This is a genomic window from Burkholderia sp. 4M9327F10, assembly GCF_005503145.1.
In the GTDB taxonomy this organism is placed as follows: domain Bacteria; phylum Pseudomonadota; class Gammaproteobacteria; order Burkholderiales; family Burkholderiaceae; genus Paraburkholderia.
In genome coordinates this window covers 37,891-57,875 of sequence record NZ_SCNV01000027.1, presented here as the reverse complement: position 1 = coordinate 57,875, position 19,985 = coordinate 37,891, and the positions used below count along the sequence as shown (strand labels likewise).

Annotated in this window: 22 protein-coding genes; 12 read left to right on the top strand and 10 right to left on the bottom strand. The window is 64.9% G+C overall.

Translation table 11 applies throughout. The features are described 5' to 3' along the window. Positions 1 to 27: 27 nt before the first annotated feature. Positions 28 to 846: a transporter substrate-binding domain-containing protein gene (locus FFS45_RS22970; RefSeq protein ID WP_171029723.1), complete on the bottom strand. Its 819-nt coding sequence runs from the start codon at positions 844 to 846 to the stop codon at positions 28 to 30. A 45-nt stretch (positions 847 to 891) separates the two neighbouring features. Further along, positions 892 to 2,214 carry an FAD-binding oxidoreductase gene (locus FFS45_RS22965; RefSeq protein ID WP_137956924.1) on the bottom strand — a complete coding sequence of 441 codons (1,323 nt, stop codon included), beginning with the start codon at positions 2,212 to 2,214 and terminating at the stop codon, positions 892 to 894. Between the two features lie 139 nt (positions 2,215 to 2,353). Between FFS45_RS22965 and FFS45_RS22960 the strand changes: the two genes are divergently transcribed. Then, a complete protein-coding gene (locus tag FFS45_RS22960; protein ID WP_137956923.1) occupies positions 2,354 to 3,256 on the top strand; it encodes a LysR substrate-binding domain-containing protein in 903 nt (300 codons plus the stop codon). A gap of 5 nt (positions 3,257 to 3,261) precedes the next feature. Here the strand turns inward: FFS45_RS22960 and FFS45_RS22955 are convergent, their stop codons facing one another. Genes FFS45_RS22955 through FFS45_RS22945 form a run of 3 tightly spaced genes read right to left on the bottom strand, consistent with a single transcriptional unit; the run spans position 3,262 to position 6,399 of the window. Further along, a complete protein-coding gene (locus FFS45_RS22955; protein ID WP_137956922.1) occupies positions 3,262 to 4,305 on the bottom strand; it encodes an alpha/beta hydrolase in 1,044 nt (347 codons plus the stop codon). A gap of 37 nt (positions 4,306 to 4,342) precedes the next feature. Continuing rightward, positions 4,343 to 5,662 (bottom strand): HAMP domain-containing sensor histidine kinase, encoded by a 1,320-nt coding sequence (locus FFS45_RS22950; RefSeq protein ID WP_137956921.1) that lies wholly within the window; start codon positions 5,660 to 5,662, stop codon positions 4,343 to 4,345. Beyond that, positions 5,659 to 6,399 (bottom strand): response regulator, encoded by a 741-nt coding sequence (locus FFS45_RS22945; RefSeq protein WP_137956920.1) that lies wholly within the window; start codon positions 6,397 to 6,399, stop codon positions 5,659 to 5,661. Before FFS45_RS22945 ends, FFS45_RS22950 begins: the two co-directional genes overlap by 4 nt. Positions 6,400 to 6,780: 381 nt before the next feature. Here FFS45_RS22945 and FFS45_RS22940 point away from each other — a divergent pair, with 381 nt between their 5' ends. The 3 genes from FFS45_RS22940 to FFS45_RS22930 all read left to right on the top strand — a co-directional run bounded on the left by FFS45_RS22940 (position 6,781) and on the right by FFS45_RS22930 (position 8,343). Next, positions 6,781 to 7,362: a thioredoxin family protein gene (locus FFS45_RS22940; protein ID WP_137956919.1), complete on the top strand. Its 582-nt coding sequence runs from the start codon at positions 6,781 to 6,783 to the stop codon at positions 7,360 to 7,362. Positions 7,363 to 7,570: 208 nt separating this feature from the next. Then, positions 7,571 to 7,807, top strand: coding sequence for a DUF4148 domain-containing protein (locus FFS45_RS22935; protein ID WP_137956918.1), 237 nt, complete (start codon positions 7,571 to 7,573; stop codon positions 7,805 to 7,807). Between the two features lie 119 nt (positions 7,808 to 7,926). After that, positions 7,927 to 8,343 carry an organic hydroperoxide resistance protein gene (locus FFS45_RS22930; RefSeq protein ID WP_137956917.1) on the top strand — a complete coding sequence of 139 codons (417 nt, stop codon included), beginning with the start codon at positions 7,927 to 7,929 and terminating at the stop codon, positions 8,341 to 8,343. Here the strand turns inward: FFS45_RS22930 and FFS45_RS22925 are convergent. Together FFS45_RS22925 and FFS45_RS22920 are read right to left on the bottom strand one after the other, a co-directional pair. Further along, a complete protein-coding gene (locus tag FFS45_RS22925; RefSeq protein WP_137956916.1) occupies positions 8,336 to 9,154 on the bottom strand; it encodes a DUF2182 domain-containing protein in 819 nt (272 codons plus the stop codon). The genes FFS45_RS22930 and FFS45_RS22925 overlap by 8 nt on opposite strands. Before the next feature lie 8 nt (positions 9,155 to 9,162). Further along, the gene (locus FFS45_RS22920) at positions 9,163 to 9,930 is read right to left on the bottom strand and encodes a DUF899 domain-containing protein (RefSeq protein ID WP_137956915.1); all 768 of its coding nucleotides are present in this window, start codon (positions 9,928 to 9,930) and stop codon (positions 9,163 to 9,165) included. A 130-nt stretch (positions 9,931 to 10,060) separates the two neighbouring features. On the opposite strand from FFS45_RS22920, the gene FFS45_RS22915 reads away from it, so the two are divergent. The 3 genes from FFS45_RS22915 to FFS45_RS22905 all read left to right on the top strand — a co-directional run bounded on the left by FFS45_RS22915 (position 10,061) and on the right by FFS45_RS22905 (position 13,267). After that, positions 10,061 to 11,281 carry a helix-turn-helix domain-containing protein gene (locus FFS45_RS22915; protein ID WP_137956914.1) on the top strand — a complete coding sequence of 407 codons (1,221 nt, stop codon included), beginning with the start codon at positions 10,061 to 10,063 and terminating at the stop codon, positions 11,279 to 11,281. A gap of 32 nt (positions 11,282 to 11,313) precedes the next feature. Next, positions 11,314 to 11,952: a PQQ-binding-like beta-propeller repeat protein gene (locus FFS45_RS22910; RefSeq protein WP_137956913.1), complete on the top strand. Its 639-nt coding sequence runs from the start codon at positions 11,314 to 11,316 to the stop codon at positions 11,950 to 11,952. A gap of 67 nt (positions 11,953 to 12,019) precedes the next feature. Next, positions 12,020 to 13,267 carry an SGNH/GDSL hydrolase family protein gene (locus FFS45_RS22905; RefSeq protein ID WP_249362896.1) on the top strand — a complete coding sequence of 416 codons (1,248 nt, stop codon included), beginning with the start codon at positions 12,020 to 12,022 and terminating at the stop codon, positions 13,265 to 13,267. A gap of 64 nt (positions 13,268 to 13,331) precedes the next feature. Here FFS45_RS22905 and FFS45_RS22900 read toward each other — a convergent pair whose 3' ends face one another. Genes FFS45_RS22900 through FFS45_RS22890 form a run of 3 tightly spaced genes read right to left on the bottom strand, consistent with a single transcriptional unit; the run spans position 13,332 to position 16,986 of the window. Then, positions 13,332 to 14,393, bottom strand: a complete 1,062-nt coding sequence (locus FFS45_RS22900; protein WP_137956912.1) for a glycosyltransferase — start codon at positions 14,391 to 14,393, stop codon at positions 13,332 to 13,334. A 41-nt stretch (positions 14,394 to 14,434) separates the two neighbouring features. Beyond that, positions 14,435 to 15,748, bottom strand: a complete 1,314-nt coding sequence (locus FFS45_RS22895; RefSeq protein ID WP_137956911.1) for a glycosyltransferase family 87 protein — start codon at positions 15,746 to 15,748, stop codon at positions 14,435 to 14,437. Beyond that, positions 15,745 to 16,986, bottom strand: a complete 1,242-nt coding sequence (locus FFS45_RS22890) for a glycosyltransferase family 87 protein (protein WP_137956966.1) — start codon at positions 16,984 to 16,986, stop codon at positions 15,745 to 15,747. Before FFS45_RS22890 ends, FFS45_RS22895 begins: the two co-directional genes overlap by 4 nt. 627 nt (positions 16,987 to 17,613) lie before the next feature. Between FFS45_RS22890 and FFS45_RS22885 the strand changes: the two genes are divergently transcribed. The 5 genes from FFS45_RS22885 (at position 17,614) to cpaB (ending at position 19,949) form a co-directional block, all read left to right on the top strand. Next, entirely contained in the window at positions 17,614 to 17,889 is a 276-nt protein-coding gene (locus FFS45_RS22885) for a hypothetical protein (protein WP_137956910.1), read from the top strand. A 106-nt stretch (positions 17,890 to 17,995) separates the two neighbouring features. Further along, positions 17,996 to 18,166, top strand: a complete 171-nt coding sequence (locus FFS45_RS22880) for a Flp family type IVb pilin (protein ID WP_137956909.1) — start codon at positions 17,996 to 17,998, stop codon at positions 18,164 to 18,166. A gap of 167 nt (positions 18,167 to 18,333) precedes the next feature. Further along, entirely contained in the window at positions 18,334 to 18,492 is a 159-nt protein-coding gene (locus FFS45_RS22875; RefSeq protein WP_137956965.1) for a Flp family type IVb pilin, read from the top strand. A 17-nt stretch (positions 18,493 to 18,509) separates the two neighbouring features. Beyond that, on the top strand, positions 18,510 to 19,055 hold the full coding sequence (locus FFS45_RS22870) for a prepilin peptidase (RefSeq protein ID WP_137956908.1): 546 nt from the start codon (positions 18,510 to 18,512) through the stop codon (positions 19,053 to 19,055). Between the two features lie 63 nt (positions 19,056 to 19,118). Then, positions 19,119 to 19,949, top strand: a complete 831-nt coding sequence (gene cpaB, locus FFS45_RS22865) for a Flp pilus assembly protein CpaB (RefSeq protein ID WP_137956907.1) — start codon at positions 19,119 to 19,121, stop codon at positions 19,947 to 19,949. The last annotated feature ends 36 nt before the right edge of the window (positions 19,950 to 19,985 follow it).

Genomic DNA, 19,985 nt, shown 5'->3' with positions numbered 1-19,985 from the left:
CGCCCGTCGGCGGCCGGCCGGACTCATTCAACTGCCCGACTTCATCGCATAAGGCGGCAGATCCGCGGGCTTAGGATAGCCCGGGTGGAACTGCAGGTACAGCTTGAGCCAGGTGCCGTCCGCAACCAGTTCGCCGATGCTCTTGTTCAGCGCCGCCTCGAGCTTCGCGTTGCCCTTGTGCACCGGGAAGCCGGCGGGCAGATTGACGGCGGAGATGTCGAGCCTGTCTGCGATGTTCAGTTGCGGATACTTGCCCTGCAAGCCTTCCACGAGCGTTTTATCCACGAAGTAGCCATCGACGTATTTCGAGCGCAGCGACAGGAAGCCCGCATTCAGGTTCGGAAAGCGCACGATCTGGGCGCCCGGCAGGTAGCTGTCCGAATACGTGTCCTCGATCGTGCCCTGCACGACGCCGATCCGCTTGCCCTTCACCGACGACACATCGCTGGTGATCGCGCTGTCCGGCAGCGTTGCGACGCTCAACAGGCCGGTCAGATAGCCCTCCGAAAAATCGACCATCTTCAGCCGCTCCTTCGTGATCGAAATCGACCCGGCGGCCAGATCGATCTGCTGGTTCGCCACGCTAGGCAGCAGTCCGCTGAAATCCTGGGCGCGGAACTCGGCGCTCAAGCCGAGTTTTGCCGCGATGGCTCGCAGCAGTTCCACGTCGAAGCCCGTCATCTTGCCGTTGTCGATATACGAGTACGGCTTGTTGTTCGCATCCACGCCGGCAACCAGCTTGCCGGGCGTCAGCGTGCCGACGTCATCGGCACGCGCGTTGCCGGCCAACGCGAGCGATAAGGGAACGACAACCGCAAAGAGGCTGAGAAGATGGCGAAAACGCATGATGTTTGCTCCGTCGAAAATACGAAAGAACCCGCGATGAAAACGTCAGGACAGCGCGGCGCGCACGCGGCCGCTCCAGAGATCGTCGAACGTATAGAGCGCCGTGCCGAGCGGCACGCTCAGGCGGCTCGCCATGCCGGCCACGCTGAGCGGAAACGCGCCCTCGCCGAATGCGCCGGGCACGGCGTCTAGTCCCAGCAGGTGTTTTGCGACTCGCGCGCCCAGATAGCTCATCAGCGCCACGCCGTTGCCGTTGCAACCCAGTGCGTAATGAACGCCTTCGTGCTCGCCGATATGCGCGAGCCTGTCGCCGGTCATCGCGACATAGCCCTTCCATGCATGCGTGATGCGCACGTCGCGCAGGGCCGGCCATAAGCCGATCATCTTGGCGTGCAGCATGCGCGCCGCTTCACGCTCGCTCACTTCGCGGATCGCCGGGCGCGCGCCGAACAGCATGCGCGTGCCGTCGGGCGACGGTCTCGTGTAGAACAGATTGCGCTTCGAATCGCTGATCATCCGTCGCCCCGGATTCAGCACGGCCATGAGTCCTGGCGGCAGCGGCTCCGTCGCGATCTGATAGCTCGCTACGGGCAGCACGCGCCGCGAGAAGAACGGCAGCAGCCGCCCGGTATAACCGTTGGTGGCGACCAGCACCTGCTTCGCCTCGATCGCTCCCCGCGTTGCGTGCACCCTGAAGCCCGCGCCGTTGCGCTCGATCCGTTGCACGCCCGCATGCGAATGCAAGGTCGCGCCGCGCCGCCAGGCGAGATCGCGCAGCGCGCGGTGATATTTGGCCGTATGCAGACCGCCGTATTCATCGACGAGAATCCCGCCGTAGTAGTAATCGGAGCCGATCAGCGCGTGTTGATCCGCACGCGGCACGACATGCACCGTTACGCCGGTCTTGTCGCGCAGCAGATCGCCCTGGCGCCGCAAACGGTCGAAGTGGCGCGGGGTGAATGCGCCAAAGAAGCGGCCGGTGATCTGCAGATCGGCGTCGAGCGATTCCTCGGCGACGAGGCGCTTCAGATAGTCGAAGCTCGCCATCGATTCGCGCATCAGCCGTTCCAGTCTTTCTGCCGGGACACCACGGATCGCGTTGGTCAGCGCCAGCTTTTGGCCGCTCGACACCATGCCGCCGCTGCGCGTGCTGCCGCCCGCGCCAATTTCCGCGGCATCGAGCACGGCGACGCTCGCGCCGAGCCGCGCTGCTTCCGCGGCCGCCGACAAGCCGCAATAACCGCTGCCGACAATCACCACATCGGCGCGGGCAGGCAGCGCGTCGCGCACCGTCTCGGGCGGCGCGGCGTCCCACCAGTATGGGGCCACGCGGAAATCGTCATGAAACAGCAGGGTATCGGAACGCATCGTGCACCGCCGGTGACAGGATGCAAGCCAGTCTAGGTTTTTGCCGCCCATCCGGTCAAATACGACCAAAAACGCCTGCCATTCAATTTTGATATGGCAAGCTGAGACTCGGAGCAACGAAATCACGCGAGGCGGGCGGATGAATCAACGGCAAATCGAAGCGTTCCGGCTGGTCATGTTGCGCGGCTCGATGACCGCTGCGGCCGAGGAGCTCGGCACGTCGCAGCCGAGCGTGAGCCGCCTGATTGCGGAGCTGGAGACGTCGACCGGACTGGCGCTCTTCACGCGCAACGGCGGGCGCATTCAGGCCACCGACGCAGGCAGCGCGTTCTATCGCGAAGTCGACCGGAGTTTTGTGGGCCTCGAAAAACTCGCCCATTCCGCGCGGGAAATCCGCCAGTTCGGCAGTGGCCGTCTGCGGCTCGTCGCCGCGCCCGTGCTGGCATTGTCGTTCGTGCCGATGGTGATCGAGCGCTTTCTCGCTGCGTATCCGCGCATTGCGATATCGCTGGAGATGCGCAGCGAAGGCACCATCCAGCGCTGGGCTTCGTCGGCCTATTGCGATATCGGCTTCGCTACGACGACGCCTGATGCATTCGGTGTGACGAGTACCGAGCTATACCGCTTGCCCGGCGTTTGTGCGCTGCCGGCCGGACACCGGCTGGCAGCGCACAAACGCATCCATGCACGCGATCTGCGCGGCGAAAACCTGATCCTGCCGTCGTATGCGGACGACACCCGTTCATCGCTGGATCGCGTGTTGCGCCAGGCGGAAGTCAAGCAGGTGCCGGCTATCGAAACGCCCTACGGCGCAACCATCTGCGCGATTGTGTCGCGCGGCCTGGGCGTCGGCATCGTCAATCCCCTTGCGACTTTCGATGCCAATCCGGCGAAGATCCAGTTCCGGCCGTTTTCGCCGGATATCCTGTTTCGCGGCTTCACGGTATGTCCTCAGCAGCAACATACGACGCCGATCGTCGACAGCTTTCTGGAGATCGCTAACGACACGATGGCGCTTGAGGCGAAACGCTGGGGGAAATAGCCGCTTTAGAGGCGGACCACATCGACGATAGCATCGGCAAACGCCTTCGGCGCCTCTTGCGGCAGGTTATGCCCAATGCCCCCGTCGATATTCCGGTGTTGATACTTGCCGGTAAACTTCTTCGCATAGGCCGCCGGTTCGGGATGTGGTGCGCCGTTGGCATCGCCCTCCATGGTGATGGTCGGAACCGAAATGGCCGGCGCCGTCGCCAGACGCGCTTCGAGCCCGTCGTATTGCGGCTCACCCTTTACGAGGCCTAGCCGCCAGCGGTAGTTGTGAATCACCACCGCGACATGATCCGGATTGTCGAACGTCTGGGCCGAACGCTCGTACGTCGCGTCATCGAAATTCCATTTAGGCGAAGCGAGACGCCAGATCAGCTTGTTGAAGTCGTGGCGGTTCGCCGCATAGCCGGCCTCGCCGCGCTCGGTGGCGAAATAGAACTGATACCACCACGCCAGTTCGGCCTTCGGCGGCAGCGGCGCCTTGTTAGCCTGCTGGCTGCCGATCAGATACCCGCTTACCGACACCATCGCCTTGCAGCGCTGCGGCCACAGCGCCGCAATGATATTGGCCGTGCGCGCGCCCCAATCGAAAGCGCCAAAGATCGCCTGATCGATCTTCAGGGCGTCCATCAACGCAATGATGTCGACCGCAACCACGGCCTGCTGGCCATTGCGCGGCGTATCCGCGGACAGGAAGCGCGTCGAACCATACCCTCGCAGATACGGCACGATCACCCGATAACCGGCGGACACCAGCAAGGGCGTCACTTCGGCGAAGCTATAGATATCGTAAGGCCATCCATGCAGCAGGATGACGACCGGCCCGTTCTGCGGACCGGCTTCCGCATAGCCGACATTGAGGGTTCCGGCGTCTATCTGGCGAATGGTATCGAACGAAGCAACCCGCGCCGCAGGCTGCGAGCCAGTTGTCGCGCCATTCGACTGCGCCTGTGCAAGTCCGCTCAGACCCAGCTCCATCAAGCTAAGGCCAGCCACAGTCGTGCCAAGCAGACGGCGGCGTCGAATATTGATCTGGTCCGGCATTGAAAACTCCTTGAATACATTGATTAGCTATCCGAATCTAACTGCTCACCTTTAACGACAATCGGGCTTCCAGACCGCCACCTGGGCGGTTATGCAACGACAATGTCGCGTCCATCGCCAGCGCAAGTTGCCGCGCAATTGCAAGGCCCAGCCCGGTGCCGCCCGTTCCGCGATTGCGCGACCCTTCCAGCCGGTAGAACGGCTCGAACACCGCTTCCAGCGATTCAGCCGGAATCCCGGGCCCGCGATCGAGCACGCAGACCGAAACCTGCCCGTCGTGCGCGGCGGCAACCTGTATCTCAGCCGACCCGCCAAACTTCAGCGCGTTATCCACGAGATTGCCGACGATGCGCCGCAACGCCTGCGGGCGCGTCACCAGCGCCGCGCCGATTCGCCCGTGCAGCGAGACGTCCTTGTCCGCATCCACATAGTCGAGCACGAGGCTGTCGAACAGCGCGTCCGGATCGATCCGCAGCGGCGCCTCGCTGGCGCCGTGCATGGTGCGCGCGTAGGTGACGCCTTCCTTGACCATGGTTTCCATTTCCCGCAGATCCTGTTGCAGTTTTGCGCCCTGGGCGCTGTCGTCCATCACGTCGACGCGCAGACGCATGCGGGTGATCGGCGTTTGCAGATCGTGCGAGATCGCCGCGAGAATCTGCAGGCGCTCGGTCATGTACATCCGGATGCGGTCCTGCATGGCGTTGAAAGCACGTGCGGCCCGCGCCACTTCATCCGGCCCGTCCTCGGGCAAGCGCTCCGCCTTCAGGTCAGGGCCCAGCGTGTCGGCCGCCCGCGCCAACTGGCTCAACGGGCGCGTGGCGAGCCGCACCGCCACCCAGCAGCACGCGGCCAGCACGACCAGTTGCAGCACCAGCACGCACGACAGCCACGGCGAGAGCGGCGCGCCCGGCATGGGGTGGTAATCGATCGTCAGCGGTGTGCCGTCGCTCAGCTGCAAATGCACCTGCAGCCGGTCCGGGTCGCCCGGCACCGCGTTGGCCGTGAGCGGATAGCGCTTGCCGATGCCATCTGCGATGGACTGCGCCACCCGTGCCGAGAGCTTCGCATCCGGTGGCATGCCGGCGACACCCGGGCCCAGAACAAACGTGTAGGTGCGCCGCGCGAGCCGCGGCAGCCACTCGGCACGTTCGTCGGCCGGCAGATGGTCGAGCAGCGCGACAGAACTGCTGACCTCACGCTCGATGTAGCCCATCATCACGTTCGCCATGGTCTGGTCCCGTTCGGTCATGGTGAGCCATACCGACAGCGTTTGCACCAGCGCGAGGCTGACAAAGAGAATCAGGGCAAGCCTCGCGAACAGCGTGCGCGGCCAATGCAGCAATGCATTCTGTTTCATGAGTCGCCTTCAATCATGGTGACGGCCGCGGAAAATACATAGCCTTCGCTGCGCAGCGTCTTGATGTAACGGGGCTCGCGCGCCACATCCTGAAGGCGCTGCCGCAAGCGGCTCACCAGCAGATCGATCGAGCGGTCGAACGGATCGGCCTGGCGGCCCTGGGTCAGATTGAGCAGTTGATCCCGTGTCAGCACGCGCTGCGGATGATCGAGGAACACCCGCAGCAAGCGGTACTCCGCGCCGCTCAAGGCCACCATGGTGCCCTCGGCGTCGAGCAGATGGCGCGCCGTGGTGTCGAGGCGCCAGTCGCCGAAGCCGATCATCGACGCGGTTTCCGTCACCTGCATGCCCGGCGGCAGCATGCGGGTGCGGCGCAGCACGGAACGGATGCGCGCCAGCAGCTCGCGCACGGCAAACGGCTTGGCGAGGTAGTCGTCAGCACCCATTTCCAGCCCGACGATGCGATCCGTCTCCTCGCTGCGGGCCGTCAGCATCAAGACCGGCACCGTACGAAACTTGCTCGCGCGCAGTTCGCGGCACAGCACAAGACCGTCTTCGCCGGGCAGCATCAGGTCGAGCACGATCAGATCGGGCGCGCCCTGTTCGAGGACGCTGCGCATCTGGCGGCCGTTGGCGGCCAGCGACACGCGCATGCCATTCTTCTCGAGGTAGGTGGCAATCAGTTCGCGAATGCCGCGATCGTCATCGACGATCAGCACGTGATCGGTGTTTTCCATCAACGGTTCAATCCTTCCGACGATTCACGCGCACCCGGTTCACGTTGAGCAGCGAACAGTGCACCGGGTGCGCCATTTCCGCGGCCAGCCCGCCTGCGAGGAAGGCGAGGATCGACATGAGCCGTCTCATGCGTCCTCCACGAGGGACAGGACTTGCAGCAGTTCCGGTACTCATAGCGCTCTCCGCGTTAGCAATGGCTGCTTTATAGCCCAGTACGCGCGGCGCTTTGTATCTCAGTGTATCTGGGCGCGCCCGTGACACAAAACATTGCACCCGGCCGCCCCGGGGACACAAGCCAGATACGAACGGGCGTTCCAATACGGCCATGCGCGGCGATCAGACGCCCGCTCTCCTCCCCTCTCCTTCGAAAGGACGCTGACATGCCATCCCGACTCAAAACCACTACCTCCGTCGCCCTGCTTGCCGCAGTCATAGCAGGCAGCGCGGCGGCCATCGCCAGTCTCGTTGCATTGCCTGCGGCCGGCGCCGACACGGCTCCGGTTGCAAACCCGGTCAGCGGCGGCAACAGCGCGCCGGAGTTCACCGGCATCGACAAATGGCTCAATAGCGATCCGCTCACCATGCAGCAGTTGCGCGGCAAGGTCGTGCTGGTCGATTTCTGGACCTACACCTGTATCAACTGCATCCATGTGCTGCCCTACGTCAAGACATGGAACCAGAAATACAAGGACCAGGGCCTGGTGGTGGTCGGGGTCCACACGCCCGAGTATCCGTTCGAGCGCAACACGGACAACGTCAAGGCCGCCATCAAGCGCTTCGACATTACCTTCCCCGTTGCGCAGGACAACCGTTATGCCACCTGGGGGGCCTACAACAACCAGTACTGGCCCGCGTTCTATCTGGTCGACAAGAAGGGGCACGTGGTCTACACGCACTTCGGCGAAGGCGATTACGACGAGACCGAGGCGAAGATCAAGGCCTTGCTCGCGGAAAACCCGTGATTTGTATCGCCATGTATCTGGATCTCGAGGCGATACACAACATTGCAAACAACCGCTCTTTCGACACAAGCCAGATACGTTCGCCGGTTTAAATGCATCAACGCCGGATGCCGGAGGCAAGCAACACCGCAGAGCACGATTGATTGGCCTGCCTTGCACCCCGATACGCCGACGCCTTTTTCCATTTTTCTAGTACACGGAGAATCACATGAAAACCTCAATGATCGCTTTGGCCTTCGCTGCTTTCGCCACGACTGGCTTCGCCCACGCCGCCGACGCTCCCGCAACCAGCGGCACGCAACTGAGCCCCGCGCAAATCCAGCAATGGAATCCGGGCACGGCTGGCGCGGCACAGAAGACGCGCGCTGAAGTGCGCCATGAACTGGTGCAGGCCGAGCACGATGGCCAGATCGCTTACCTGAACAAGCTGTATCGCGGCGGCTGATCGTCCAGACGCCACAGGATTGCTTGCCGATTTCAATACCTTAAGCAATCCTTTTTATTAAACACTGTGCCATTTCGACAAACGAATCTTCCACAACCGAATTCATACAGGCTGACATCATGACCCAACTGGAAAAAGTGCTGTACACGGGCAAGACCCATACCACCGGCGGACGCAACGGAGCCTCGCGCAGTTCCGACGGCCGGCTCGACGTCAAGCTCTCGGTTCCCGGCTCAGCAGGCACGGGCACCAATCCTGAACAGATGCTGGCGGCCGGCTGGTCGGCCTGCTTTATCGGCGCAATGGGAAAGGCGGCGGCAAAAATGAACGTCGCACTGCCGGCCGACACCGCCGTCGACGCCGAAGTGGACCTGGGCACCACCAACGACGCCTACTTCCTGCAGGCCCGCCTGAATGTGAGCCTGCCAGGCCTCGATCGGGAGATCGCTCAGGCAGTGATCGAGGCGGCACACCAGACCTGCCCGTACTCGAAGGCAACGCGCGGCAACATCGGCGTTTCGATCACGGTCATCTGAGGCGCGCAATCAGCAGCACCGCTAGCGCGATCAGGGCTACCCCAACGCATCGCGCAGCGCGTTCGCCGCCGGGCGCCAGGCGCTCGGCGGTCATGGCTGCGGTCACGCCCGTCATGACCCGCAGATCCATGACCCCAAGTACGAGCAGGGTCGCCGTCAGTCCAACACAGGCATAGCTGCAACGTAGGCCGAGGCGCAAACCGTATCGCCAGGCCGAGGCCATGCCGCCGGACAATGCCGTGCCGCACCCCGGCGCCTCGTGACAGCGCGCGAGGCAGCGCGCCTTCCAGCGGGTGAACTGGAGCACCCCCGCGCCGAGGACAACCAGGCCGGCCGTAAGCGGCACGGCGCGCGCCACGGCCGGCAACCGCAACTCCAGCGTTGTCAGCACCGCCCCCGCCCCGAAGGCGATCAGCCCTGACCCGGTCCAGACAAGGAAATACCCCACGCCCACCAGCAAGGTCAGGCGCCCAAGACGCATTCCGCCTGCCCTCGCCGCCACAGCCTGACGGTACCGCCATAGCGCGGGTACAAGTGACGGCATCATCATCGCCACCATCATCACGACCCACATGCCGACGAACGACGCCGCCACGCTGGCCCAGGTCCGCCCGCACATCGGCTTCCACGCCGCGGAGACACCCCAAGCGCCGGGCATCGGCGTCTCGCCCATGGCGGACATGGACATGCACCAGACCACCGTCGCTGCCACACAGGCCACGAACAGCAGCCCGGCGACACACAGGAAGCCCAGTTGGGAGACCCCATGTCGCGGGATCTCCCGCCGCGAGGCTGCACCAGGCGCATTCATGTCACACCTCAGCGCACGCCGTACTCGTCGTGGCGCTTCCACCAGATGCCCGATTCGTTGCGCCCCTTGGGAGCCCGGTCGAGCCACTGGTACATGCCCCAGATACCATCCACGCCGCGCGCATAGGTGGAGTACGTGTGATACACCACGCCATCCTCGAGCACGAACGCGCTGAGCCCTGGCCGGTCGAGTGCGTAGGTCTGCGGGTCGGTTCCGCAGGTCGCGGCGAACTGGACAACCGGCTCGGGCGCCGGCACTGCGTCCATCGCATGACGGCCGCGTTCGTAGTTGTATTCGACCTCGCCCTCGCGCTGCTGCGCCTGCGTGAACGAGATATTGAAGTCGAAGTTGAAATCGCTCTCGTACGAAGACGCCCAGGGAAACGTCCACCCCATGCGCCGCTGGTATTCCTGCAGCTTCGCGAGCGGCGCCCGTGACACCGCCGTCAGCGTCACGTCGTGATTCGCCAGATGAACGACGATGCCGTCGAACCCATCCGCGATCGCGGAGCACGAGGGGCAACCCGCCTTGTAGTCAGGCCCGAACATGAAGTGGTAGACCAGCAGTTGCGAGCGCCCCTGGAACAGATCGGCGAACGTGGCGCTGCCTTGGGCGGTCTCGAACCGGTAATCCTTGTCGATCCGAACCCATGGCAGCGCCTGGCGCTGCCGCGCCACTTCGTCGCTGCGCCGCGTCAATTCCTTCTCCGCCTTGAGCAGGTCGAGCCGTGCGGCCAGCCATGCTTCGCGGCTGCCGGTGCTATGTGTCGTAGTCATGTTCGCCTCCATCAGGTGTCCTGTGCCGCTCGCCGGGTTGGCGAGACGTCGGACGGGTGGTTGGTCGTGATAGATTAGTTCTGGGCACCCAACGGCGGGAGTGACAAGTGTGGCGGGATTCGCGTAGACCATGGACTCACTAGTCACGGCGGCGGCCCGTGCGCTCGCGGCGGGCGATCCGCTTGGCGCGCTGAACCGGATCGCGTTACGCGACGATGCGGCGGCGCTCGCGTTACGCGGCATCGCCATGGCGCAGCTTGGCGACCTCGTGCGCGCCAGGGCGCTGGTGCGCAGCGCGGCGCGCGCCTTCGGTCCCAGGGAGTCGGTGGCCCGTGCGCGCTGTGTCGTCGCCGAGGCCGAAATCGCGCTTGTGTCACGCGACCTCAAATGGCCCGCCAAAGCGCTCGGCGCGGCCCGCGCAACGCTCGAAGCGCACGGCGACCACGCGAACGCCGCACATGCACGCTATCTCGAGCTGCGGCGCCTGCTGCTGATCGGACAGCTCGACGAAGCCGAGCGCCTGCTCGACGGATTCGACCCGTCGCCCTTCCCGCCTGCCTTGCGCGCCGCCCACGAACTGGTCGTGGCGGGCCTCGCCATGCGCCGCCTGCACACCCAGGCGGCACGCGCCGCGCTTGCCCGGGCCGGACACGCCGCGCGCCACGCCGGAATCCCGGCGCTCAGCGCGGAAGTCAGCAGCGCGTCGCACGTCCTGAATACGCCTGCTGCCCGTCTGATCGCACGCGGCGAAGAACGGCTCCTGCTGCTCGACGAAGTGGAAGCCCTGCTGGCATCGAACGCGCTGGTTGTCGATGCTTGCCGCTATGCCGCAAGCGAAGCCGGTACCGTCGTTTCGCTGGCACGCCGTCCGGTGTTGTTCACGCTGCTGCGCACGCTGGCCGAGGCATGGCCCGCAGATGTGCCGAGGGACACGCTGGTAGCGCGCGCCTTCCGTGCAAAACACGCCGACGAATCGCATCGCGCCCGCTTGCGTGTCGAGATCGGGCGGCTGCGCACCATGTTGAGGGCCGTGGCGGACATCAGGGCGACACGCCCAGGCTTTGCGCTGCTGCCGCATGGCGCGAGCGAAGTGGCCGTGCTGGCGCGGCCTCTTGAAGAGAAGCATGCGGCCGTGCTCGCCTTCCTCTCCGACGGCGAGTCGTGGTCCAGCTCCGGTCTCGCGCTGGCGCTCGGCGCGAGCCAGCGCAACGTGCAGCGCGCCCTCGATTCGCTCGCGGCAGCCGGCAAGGTGCAGCCGTTCGGCCGCGGCCGTGCGCGGCGCTGGATGACGCCACCCGTGGCCGGTTTCACGACGACCTTGTTACTCCCCACTCCCTTGCCGCCTGAGTAGGATGGAATCCAACCAATCACCGCGAGGCAATCATGAAACGAGCAGCAGCCGAAATCATCCGTGAATATGGTCCTTTTCCGGGCGTCGACCAGGTGGGCGGGGTCACCTACGACGGCGAGCGGGTCTGGTTTGCCAGCGGCGGGACCTTGAACGCCATGGACCCCGTGAGCGGCCAGCCAGTGCGCTCGCTCGATGTGGCCGCGCACGCCGGCACGGCCTTCGACGGCGAGCATCTGTTTCAGATCGTCGAGGACCGCATCCAGAAGCTCGATCCGCAGACCGGCAAGGTGCTCGCCACCATCCCGGCCCCTGGCGGCGGCGCGGATTCCGGTCTCGCCTGGGCTGAAGGGACGCTCTGGGTGGGCCAGTACCGGGAGCGGAAAATCCATCAGGTCGATCCGCACACGGGGACGGTTCTGCGCACCATCGAGTCCAATCGCTTCGTCACCGGTGTCACGTGGGTCGACGGCGAACTCTGGCACGGCACATGGGAAGGTGACGAGAGCGCGCTGCGGCGAATCGATCCGAACAATGGCGACGTGCTGGAGCAGCTCGAGATGCCCTCCGGGATCGGTGTATCAGGACTAGAATGCGACGGCGCCGGTCAGTTTTTCTGCGGCGGCGGCAGCAGCGGGAAGGTGCGCGCCGTGCGGCGGCCGGGGCATGGCTAACGGGCCGGAAGGACGCCGCGAGCCTGGCCGCGAGCCTGGCCATGACCCAAACCAATCAGGCAAGCTAATGAGAAGATCCGCACTGCGGCACGTCACCTTGGCACTCTGGCTGTCCGCGCTGGCCGCTAGCGCCTGCGCGAGTCTCGCGCCCGACGCTTCCACAGCTCATCCTCACTGGGTCGACGGCTGGGCAGCGTCGCCCGATTCGGCTGGGCCGCCGCTCGCGGCCAGCACCGTGCGTCAGGTGGTGCGGATCAGCATCGGCGGAGCGGGTGTGCGCGTTCGCCTGTCCAACCTCTATGGCAGCGGGCCGATCACCCTCGGCCCTGTGCACATCGCGAGCTATGCCGGCGGTTCTGCGATCCGCCCGGGTACCGGCCGCGCCCTGACTTTCGGCGGCAAAACCACGGTGACGATCGCCAAAGGCGCCGACGTCCTCAGCGATCCAGCCGCGTTTCCAGTAAGCGCTCTCGAAGAGCTGGCGGTGACGCTGTACGTCGCATCTGGCGCCGGCGCATCGACCACCCATCTGCTGGGCCAGCAAACCGCGTTCATCGCGTCGGGCGTCGACGCCACCACGGCAATCTCCCTGCCAAAGGCAAAGCCCGACGATAGCCGCTACTTTCTGACCGACGTCCAGGTTGCCGCGGCGCCGGAAGCGCACACGCTCGTCGCGCTCGGCGATTCCATCACCGACGGCGCGGGCTCGACAGAAAACCGCAACGCCCGCTGGCCGGATGCGCTCGCTGCTCGCCTGCACGCCGATCCGGCGTTCTCGACGGTGGCCGTCGTCGATGCGGGCATCGCCGGCAACCGTATCCTGCACGACGGCGCCGATCCCTTCCTTGGGCCGAGCGCGCTGTCGCGTTTTGAGCGCGACGCCGTCGACGCCTCAGGCGTGCAATGGGTCCTGCTGCTCGAAGGCATCAACGACATCGCCGCCGCCGACGTGCTGAAAACACCGGAGGCCAACGTCTCGGCGCAACAGATTATCGACGGCATGAAAGCGCTGATCGCTCGCGCCCACGCGAAACATCTGAAAATCTGGGGCGCCACGCTGACACCCTTTGCGGGCGCCGAAGCGCCGTTCTACACGGCGGCGGGCGAAGCGAAACGCGCGGCGGTCAACCGCTGGATCCGCACCGGCGGCGCGTTCGACGCGGTGGTCGACTTCGATCAGGCGGTACGTGATCCCGCTCACCCCGAGCGGCTGCTGCCGGCCTTTGACAGCGGCGACCATGTGCATCCAAACGACGCCGGCTACAAGGCGCTGGCGGCTGCAATCGATCCGCATCTGTTCACCGCGAATCAATAAGCCTAAGCGCCATGACGCCAGGCCCAGCGCTGTTCCGGGCCACGGCGAGACGCACGCAACGCCCCTATCGCGCCGCCACCCGCATCCGCGGCGCCGCGCGCTTGCGCGCCGCTTCGAAGCGCACCGGCGCCGCCGCCTGCGCCACGCCTCCACGCACGGGCAGCGCGCTCACCTTGCTGCGCGCCTGATAGCGGCGGCGCACCAGATACACCGGCCGCTCCTTCGACTCGTAGTAGATGCGTCCAACGTACTCGCCTACCACGCCGATGCCGATCAGCTCGATTCCGCCCATGAACAGCAGCACGCACAGCAGCGACGCGTAGCCCGGCACCGGGTTGCCGAACAGCAGCGTGCGCCCGATCATGAAGCCGCCGTACCCGAAGGCAAGCGCCGCGATCACGAGACCGATATAGGTCCAGCAGCGCAGCGGCACCGTACTGAAGCTGGTAATGCCTTCGAGCGCGAAATTCCACAGCCGCCAGCCCGAGAATTTCGAATGCCCGGCGCTGCGCGCCTCGCGTTGATACTCGACGATCACGGTGCGATAGCCGACCCACGCGAACAGCCCCTTCATGAAGCGGCGGCGCTCCGGCAAGCGCTTGAGTGCATTGACCACCTGGCGGTCCATGAGCCGGAAGTCGCCCACGTTCTCCGGCAGTTTCAGGTCGGAGAGCGCATTGTGGACGCGGTAGTACAGCGCGGCGGCGGTCCGCTTCGCGAACGAGTCGCATGCGCGGTTTGCGCGTTTGGCGGCGACCACATCGGCGCCGGCGCGCCAGTGATCGATCATCACCGGGATCAGGCTGGGCGGATCCTGGAGGTCGGCATCGATCGGGATCACGGCGTCGCCGAGCGCTTCGTCGAGGCCCGCGGTCAACGCAGCCTCCTTGCCGAAGTTGCGCGTGAGGTCCACCACCCGTACGCGCGCGTCCTTCGCACTGAAGGCGATCAGCTGCTCGAGGGTGGTGTCCTTGCTGCCGTCGTTCACGCAGACGATCTCAAAGCAGATCCCTTCGATCGCTTCGAGCACCGGTACGATCTGCGCAAAGAAATGGCCGACCGCAGCGCCTTCGTTGTAGAACGGCACGACCAGCGAAATCAGATTTCTGGTGTTATGTGTGGACATGTTACCCCCTTCCCTTTCGACTCAATTGTTTTGATCCGCGCTTACCGATGCGCGGCGTGCTGCGGCAACCACGCCGCAGACACTTCCCCGATATCGTCCTGCAACACGACAGGCGCCCGCCGCTCCTGCGCAATGCGCCGCGTCAGCATCCACAGCGTCGCAACGGTGACGAGCGGCATGAACTGGAACTTCAGTTGCATCACCACGAAGACCCCCGCAACGGGTATGAACCACAACCCCACCAGCCACTCGCGATCGTAGCGCTTCCAGCCGCGAGCAAGGCCATGCCGCGCATACCACGCGATCAGCACGCCCAGCCAGGTCAGGTCGTAGTCGAACAGATAGGGGCTGACGAGCAGGCTGGCGCAGACCAGCACGGCGGCGCGCAGCGCGAAGGCACAATCGCGCCCCCAGGCATAGCAGACCGCGGCTGCGGCGATCCATGCCGAGATGCCCTGCGCGGCGTAAGCCCATGCCCGCGGCACATGTGCGAGCGTTGCCATCGCGAACACGGTGGGCATGCGTGCGAGCGACGCCCGGCCGGACTCGACGAGACCGCTGATAAATCCCGCGTTATGCAGAAACGCCAGCAGCGTTCCCGTGCCGAACAACAGCACGGACAGCGCGAGCAGCCCCGCCGCGCTCAGCGCCATTGCACCGAGCGCACGCCACGAGCGCGAGCACAAAAGCGCGAGCGGCAGCAGCACGGCAAGATGCGGCTTGATACATAGCAATCCAAAGCATATGCCGGCCAGAACGGGACGGCTCCTGAGCAGAACCAGACCCAGCCCCACCAGCGAGGCGGTCAGCAAGCCGTTTTGCCCGCACACCAGCACCAGCGCCGCACCCGGAAACGCCAGCGCCAGCAGCATGGTTTGCCGGCCGGGGACGATCACGCGGATCACGCTGACGAAGAACGCCAGCGTGCCGCTGAGGAACGCGAGCGCGGCAATCTTGAACGGCAGCAGCGCGAGCGGATACACGACCAGCAGGAAAGTCGGCGGATAGAGCCACGGCAGGATGCCGGGGGAACGCGAGATGGCGTCGGTCTCGACTGCGGTCAGCGCAACGAGGTTGTACGCATCGAGCGCATGGCGATGCAATGCCAGCCACGACGCACTCCAGAAAGGCAGAAAGTCCAGTGCCAGCGGCCCGAAGTCCGGACGGTGCTGCCACTCGGTACGGTACAGGTAGACGGCGAGGAACATTCCATAACAGGCAAGCGCCGCCAGCGCGTAGGTCCGCAGCCGCTCGCCGCCGAGCCAATGTGGCCGGTCCGCAGTGTGGGCCGCGCGGTAGGCACGCGGCGCCCGGCGCCCGCTGAGCCGCACTGCAGTCGATGAGATCGGGTTCATTGCACACTCCCTGCGTCGCTGCGCACACGTTGCACGATCATCAGGACCACCAGCAACAGCACGACCGGTCCGATCTGCGGCCATTCCGACACGCGGTTGAAGAACTCGTAAAGCGGCAGCATCCATGCAAGCACCAACACCGTCTGCTCGCCGCGCAACCAGCCGCGGCGCAAGCCGGCTGCAGCCATAAAGGCAAGCGCAATGCCGAGCCATGCCAGTTCGTAGTGCCAGACGTAGGGATTGGCGATCAGCGTCGCCACCGCCAGAATCGCGGCACGCGCGCCGCTGTCCGAGGTGCGCCGCCATACGTCATAGGCGGCCGCGGCCGCAACCAGCGCCACTCCCGCTTGCGCGAGATAGGCCGGCGTCAGGTCGAGGCCGGCCAGCCTGAACGCGGCGAACGGCGTGGGTGAAGCAAGCCAGAAACGCACGCCGGACTCCAGCGTGATGCCGCGCGCAAGTTCCGCGGCGGCGAAAAACAGATGCAGCGACTGCGGCCCGCACACCAGTACGCTGAGCAAGGTGAACAGCAGTGCGGTGAGCGCTGCCGCCGCCATCGCGCGCCACGCCCGTGCCGCAATCAGCACCAGCGGAAACAGCAGCGCCATCTGCGGCTTGGCGACCAGCAGGCCAATGCACAGACCTGCGCGCAGCGGATGGCGGTCCACCCAGCGGACCGAGAAAGCGGCTAGCGCGGCAGTCAACATCGAGTTCTGGCCAAACGTCGCGCACACGAAGACGCAGGGAAACGTCGCCACAACGAAGGCCGCCAGCTTCGCGTCACCCACTGCCTTGTCGAGCCCCGCAACGCGCAATACGCCGAGGCAAAAGAGCACCACGCTCGCCACCACAAACACAAAAAATGCCGGCCAGAACGGCAGCAGCGCAAGCGGCGTGACGAGCAGGAGGAACATCGGCGGGTATAGCCACGGCAGAAAGTCGCCGTGCTGGTAGCCACCCATCAGGAGCCGCTCGAGTCTGCCGAACGCGACATAGTCGTAGACCTGTACCGGCACGCCGTGCAGGATGACGTGAGAGCCGACCCAGAAGACCGAGAAGTCGGTACCGGGCCGGTGGCCGCCAGTCAATGTGAAGCCGTGGCTGCTCCACGCCCACAAGGCGAAGATCGCCGCCTCGATCAGAAGCGCAAAGCCGCTATACACGACCAGCCGGTCGCGTGTCACCCAGTCATAGATGCGGCGCTCTGCGCGGTGCAATCCCCGTACCAGACTTTCCATCATCCCCGCCTTATGTGTGCGCCGGAGGTCAGTCGGCGCTTTTCAAACAGTCTTTTTGTTTCGATTCCTAATCTTCCTAAGCATGCGATAGATACATCGTCGCCTTACCGGTCGATTCATTGTTGTAGGAAAACAATTGAAGTTTCAAGTCCCGCATTTGGACACGCGGACGATCGCCGGCACCCGAACGGCCGCGGCTGTCGAAAACGCCGCGTCTTATGTGGCTTAGCCCACACAGCAGCCTCACACCTGAGACACCTTGTGCGAGCCGGCCATCCGGAACAGGCCGGTTTCTCGCGAAAACGGCCTCACACCGCACTCATGGAAAGTCCCTGGGCCGAAGCCGATATGCAGGCTGCGTGCGCCTTTGCGGAGGGTTGAACGGTCTCGCGTCCCCCTCGATTCGTCTCAAGGTTGCGACAAACCGGGCACGGGCCACGTGCCAAAAGCCCCTGGCGGCGCGCGCGTCCCGTATTTGCGCGGTTTTGCGCGAGCTGGCCCATGCCTTGCATAGGAGTGAGCGCGGCAGTCGAGGACGTAGCGTCCAGAAACAGAACCGGACACCGCAGACAGGAGTTCTGACCAGACTCCATGCCATAGATAAGCAGCTGAACACGGGGATTGAACATGAAGAACCCTACATCCGGGCGTACCATCGCACGCCCCAGGCACGAAGCGCTGAACTGGAAGCCGCTCGCTGCCGCACCGAAGCTTCCCGGCGAGCCGACCCACCGTGCCGCCTTCGTTTCACTGCCGGCATGGCCCGGCTACCGCGACGCGCTTGCAACTGCCGCCATGACTGCCGCGAACGTTGCTGCCTGCCAGCAGCTTTCCCTGTCTGCTCCTGCCCATACGAGCGCAGATGACGACGCGGATACCGATCTGCCTCAGCACAGAAGCTAACCCGATTCGCTTTTCCCCGCAGTACCGCTTTGCTGTAACCGTAGTCCCTTCCCGAGGCCAATTCCGGCGCAGGGTTATATCCGTAGTAGTCCTATTGGAGATCGTCATGCAAACCATCCTCACGCAAGCCAAGCGTTTCCTCCGCGACGAAGACGGCGTCACCGCCATCGAGTACGGCCTGATCGCAGCGCTGATTGCCATCGTCATCATCGGTTCGGTGAAGACGCTCGGCACCAACCTGAACTCGGTGTTCAGCGACGTCGCCGCTTCGGTCTGAACGTCCCGGCGGCGGACGACCACGCGGCACCCGTCGTCCGTCCCGTCCGATCTTGCAGTTGGGGTCCGCGCCGGCCCGGCACCAAGGAGTCAACCGTGAATACAGCTCGTTCCGTTTCCCGACTCGCAGCGTCGCAGCCGGTCGCGCCGACCCGCTTTTTCCGAACCATCGCGAGGCTTCAGCTTCTTCTCGACGATGAGAGCGGTGTCACATCCATTGAATACGCGTTGCTCGCCTTCCTGATTGCGATCGTGATCATCGGCGCCGTACGCACGGCCGGTACCAATCTGAATCTGCTGTTCAGCGACGTTGCCGCGTCGGTCTGACCTACCTAACGAGGTTCATGATGCCAGGCTTTCCGCTTCCGCCTCACCCGATACCCGCCTGCGTGGTGCTGCTCGCGATCGTCACCGCGAGCACGGACATCGTGAGCCGGCGCATCCCCAACCCGATCATCGCCACGGGACTGATCGCCGCGCTGCTGGTGCAGGGCTGGCTGCATGGGCCGCTCGCCGGCAGCGCCACATGGCTCGCCGGTGCGCTCACCGGCTTTGCCCTGCTGCTGCCGTTTTATCTGCTGCGCGGCATGGCCGCCGGCGACGTCAAGCTGCTGATGATGATCGGCGCATGGCTGGGCGCCTGGCCGACCGTGCAGATCGCACTTGCGACGTTTGTGATCGGCGGTATCTGGTCGCTGGCGCTGGTTGCACAGCGGCGCGCCGCCGGACAACTGCTCGGCAACCTGCTGTGCATGGTGACAAGCGCCGCACAGCGCGGCACGCAGGCTGCCGCAGACAAACCGGCGCCGCTCGCCTCGGTCGGCTCGCTGCCCTACGGGGTCGCGATTGCCGCCGGAACCCTGGGCGTGCTGTTCGCGAACGCGACATGAACACCTCACGTCCTGCCTTGCCAGCCATTCATTCGCTTCACTCGTTTTACGAGGAGTAACGTCATGAAGAACAGTCGTGCATTCATCATGCTGGCGATTGCCATGCTGGCGGGCCTTTCCGCCGTGGTATTCGCCTCCCGGTGGCTCGTGCAGACCTCGTCGGGCGCCGTCACCCAGGTGGCGGTCGCCTCCGACGACATCAGCCTCGGCGAGCCGCTCAGCGCAGCCATGGTTCATACGGTCAGCTGGCCGACCGGCAGCATCCCGCCCGGCGCCTTCAGCGACCCGAAGGCGCTTGACGGCCGCGTGCTGCGAGCCAGCCTGCAGCGCGGCGAGCCGGTGCTCGAATCGAAGCTCGCGCCGGTCGGCACCAAGGGCGGCCTGTCCGCGGTGATCGGCGAAGGCCGCCGCGCGATTACGGTGCGCGTCAACGACGTGGTCGGCGTGGCCGGCTTCGCACTGCCTGGCAACTACGTCGACGTGATCGTCAATACGCAGGAACCCACGGTCAAAAACGACACGCAGCAAAGCATTTCGAAGATCGTGCTGGAAAAAATTCTCGTGCTGGCGGTGGCCCAACAGGTCAATCGCGACGACACGGCGCCCAAGGTGGTCAACGCCGTGACGCTCGAGGTCACGCCCGATCAGGCCGAGAAGCTCGATCTTGCGCGCAGCGTCGGCACGCTCTCGCTGGTGCTGCGCAACCAGGTGGATGCCGACACGCTGGCCACCGCCGGCGCCACCAAGATGACCCTGCTTGGCGCCTCCGCCCCGGTGGCCGCTTCCGCCCCGGCCCCTCAGCCCACGCGCGTGAAGTATGTGAGCCGTGCGCCGGTCAGGCGCGACTGCATCGGCGTGCTCTCGGGCGTGAGCGGCAGCCAGGAATGCTTTTGACGAAAGCGGCGGAGCCGGAGCACGAGACCACCCGGT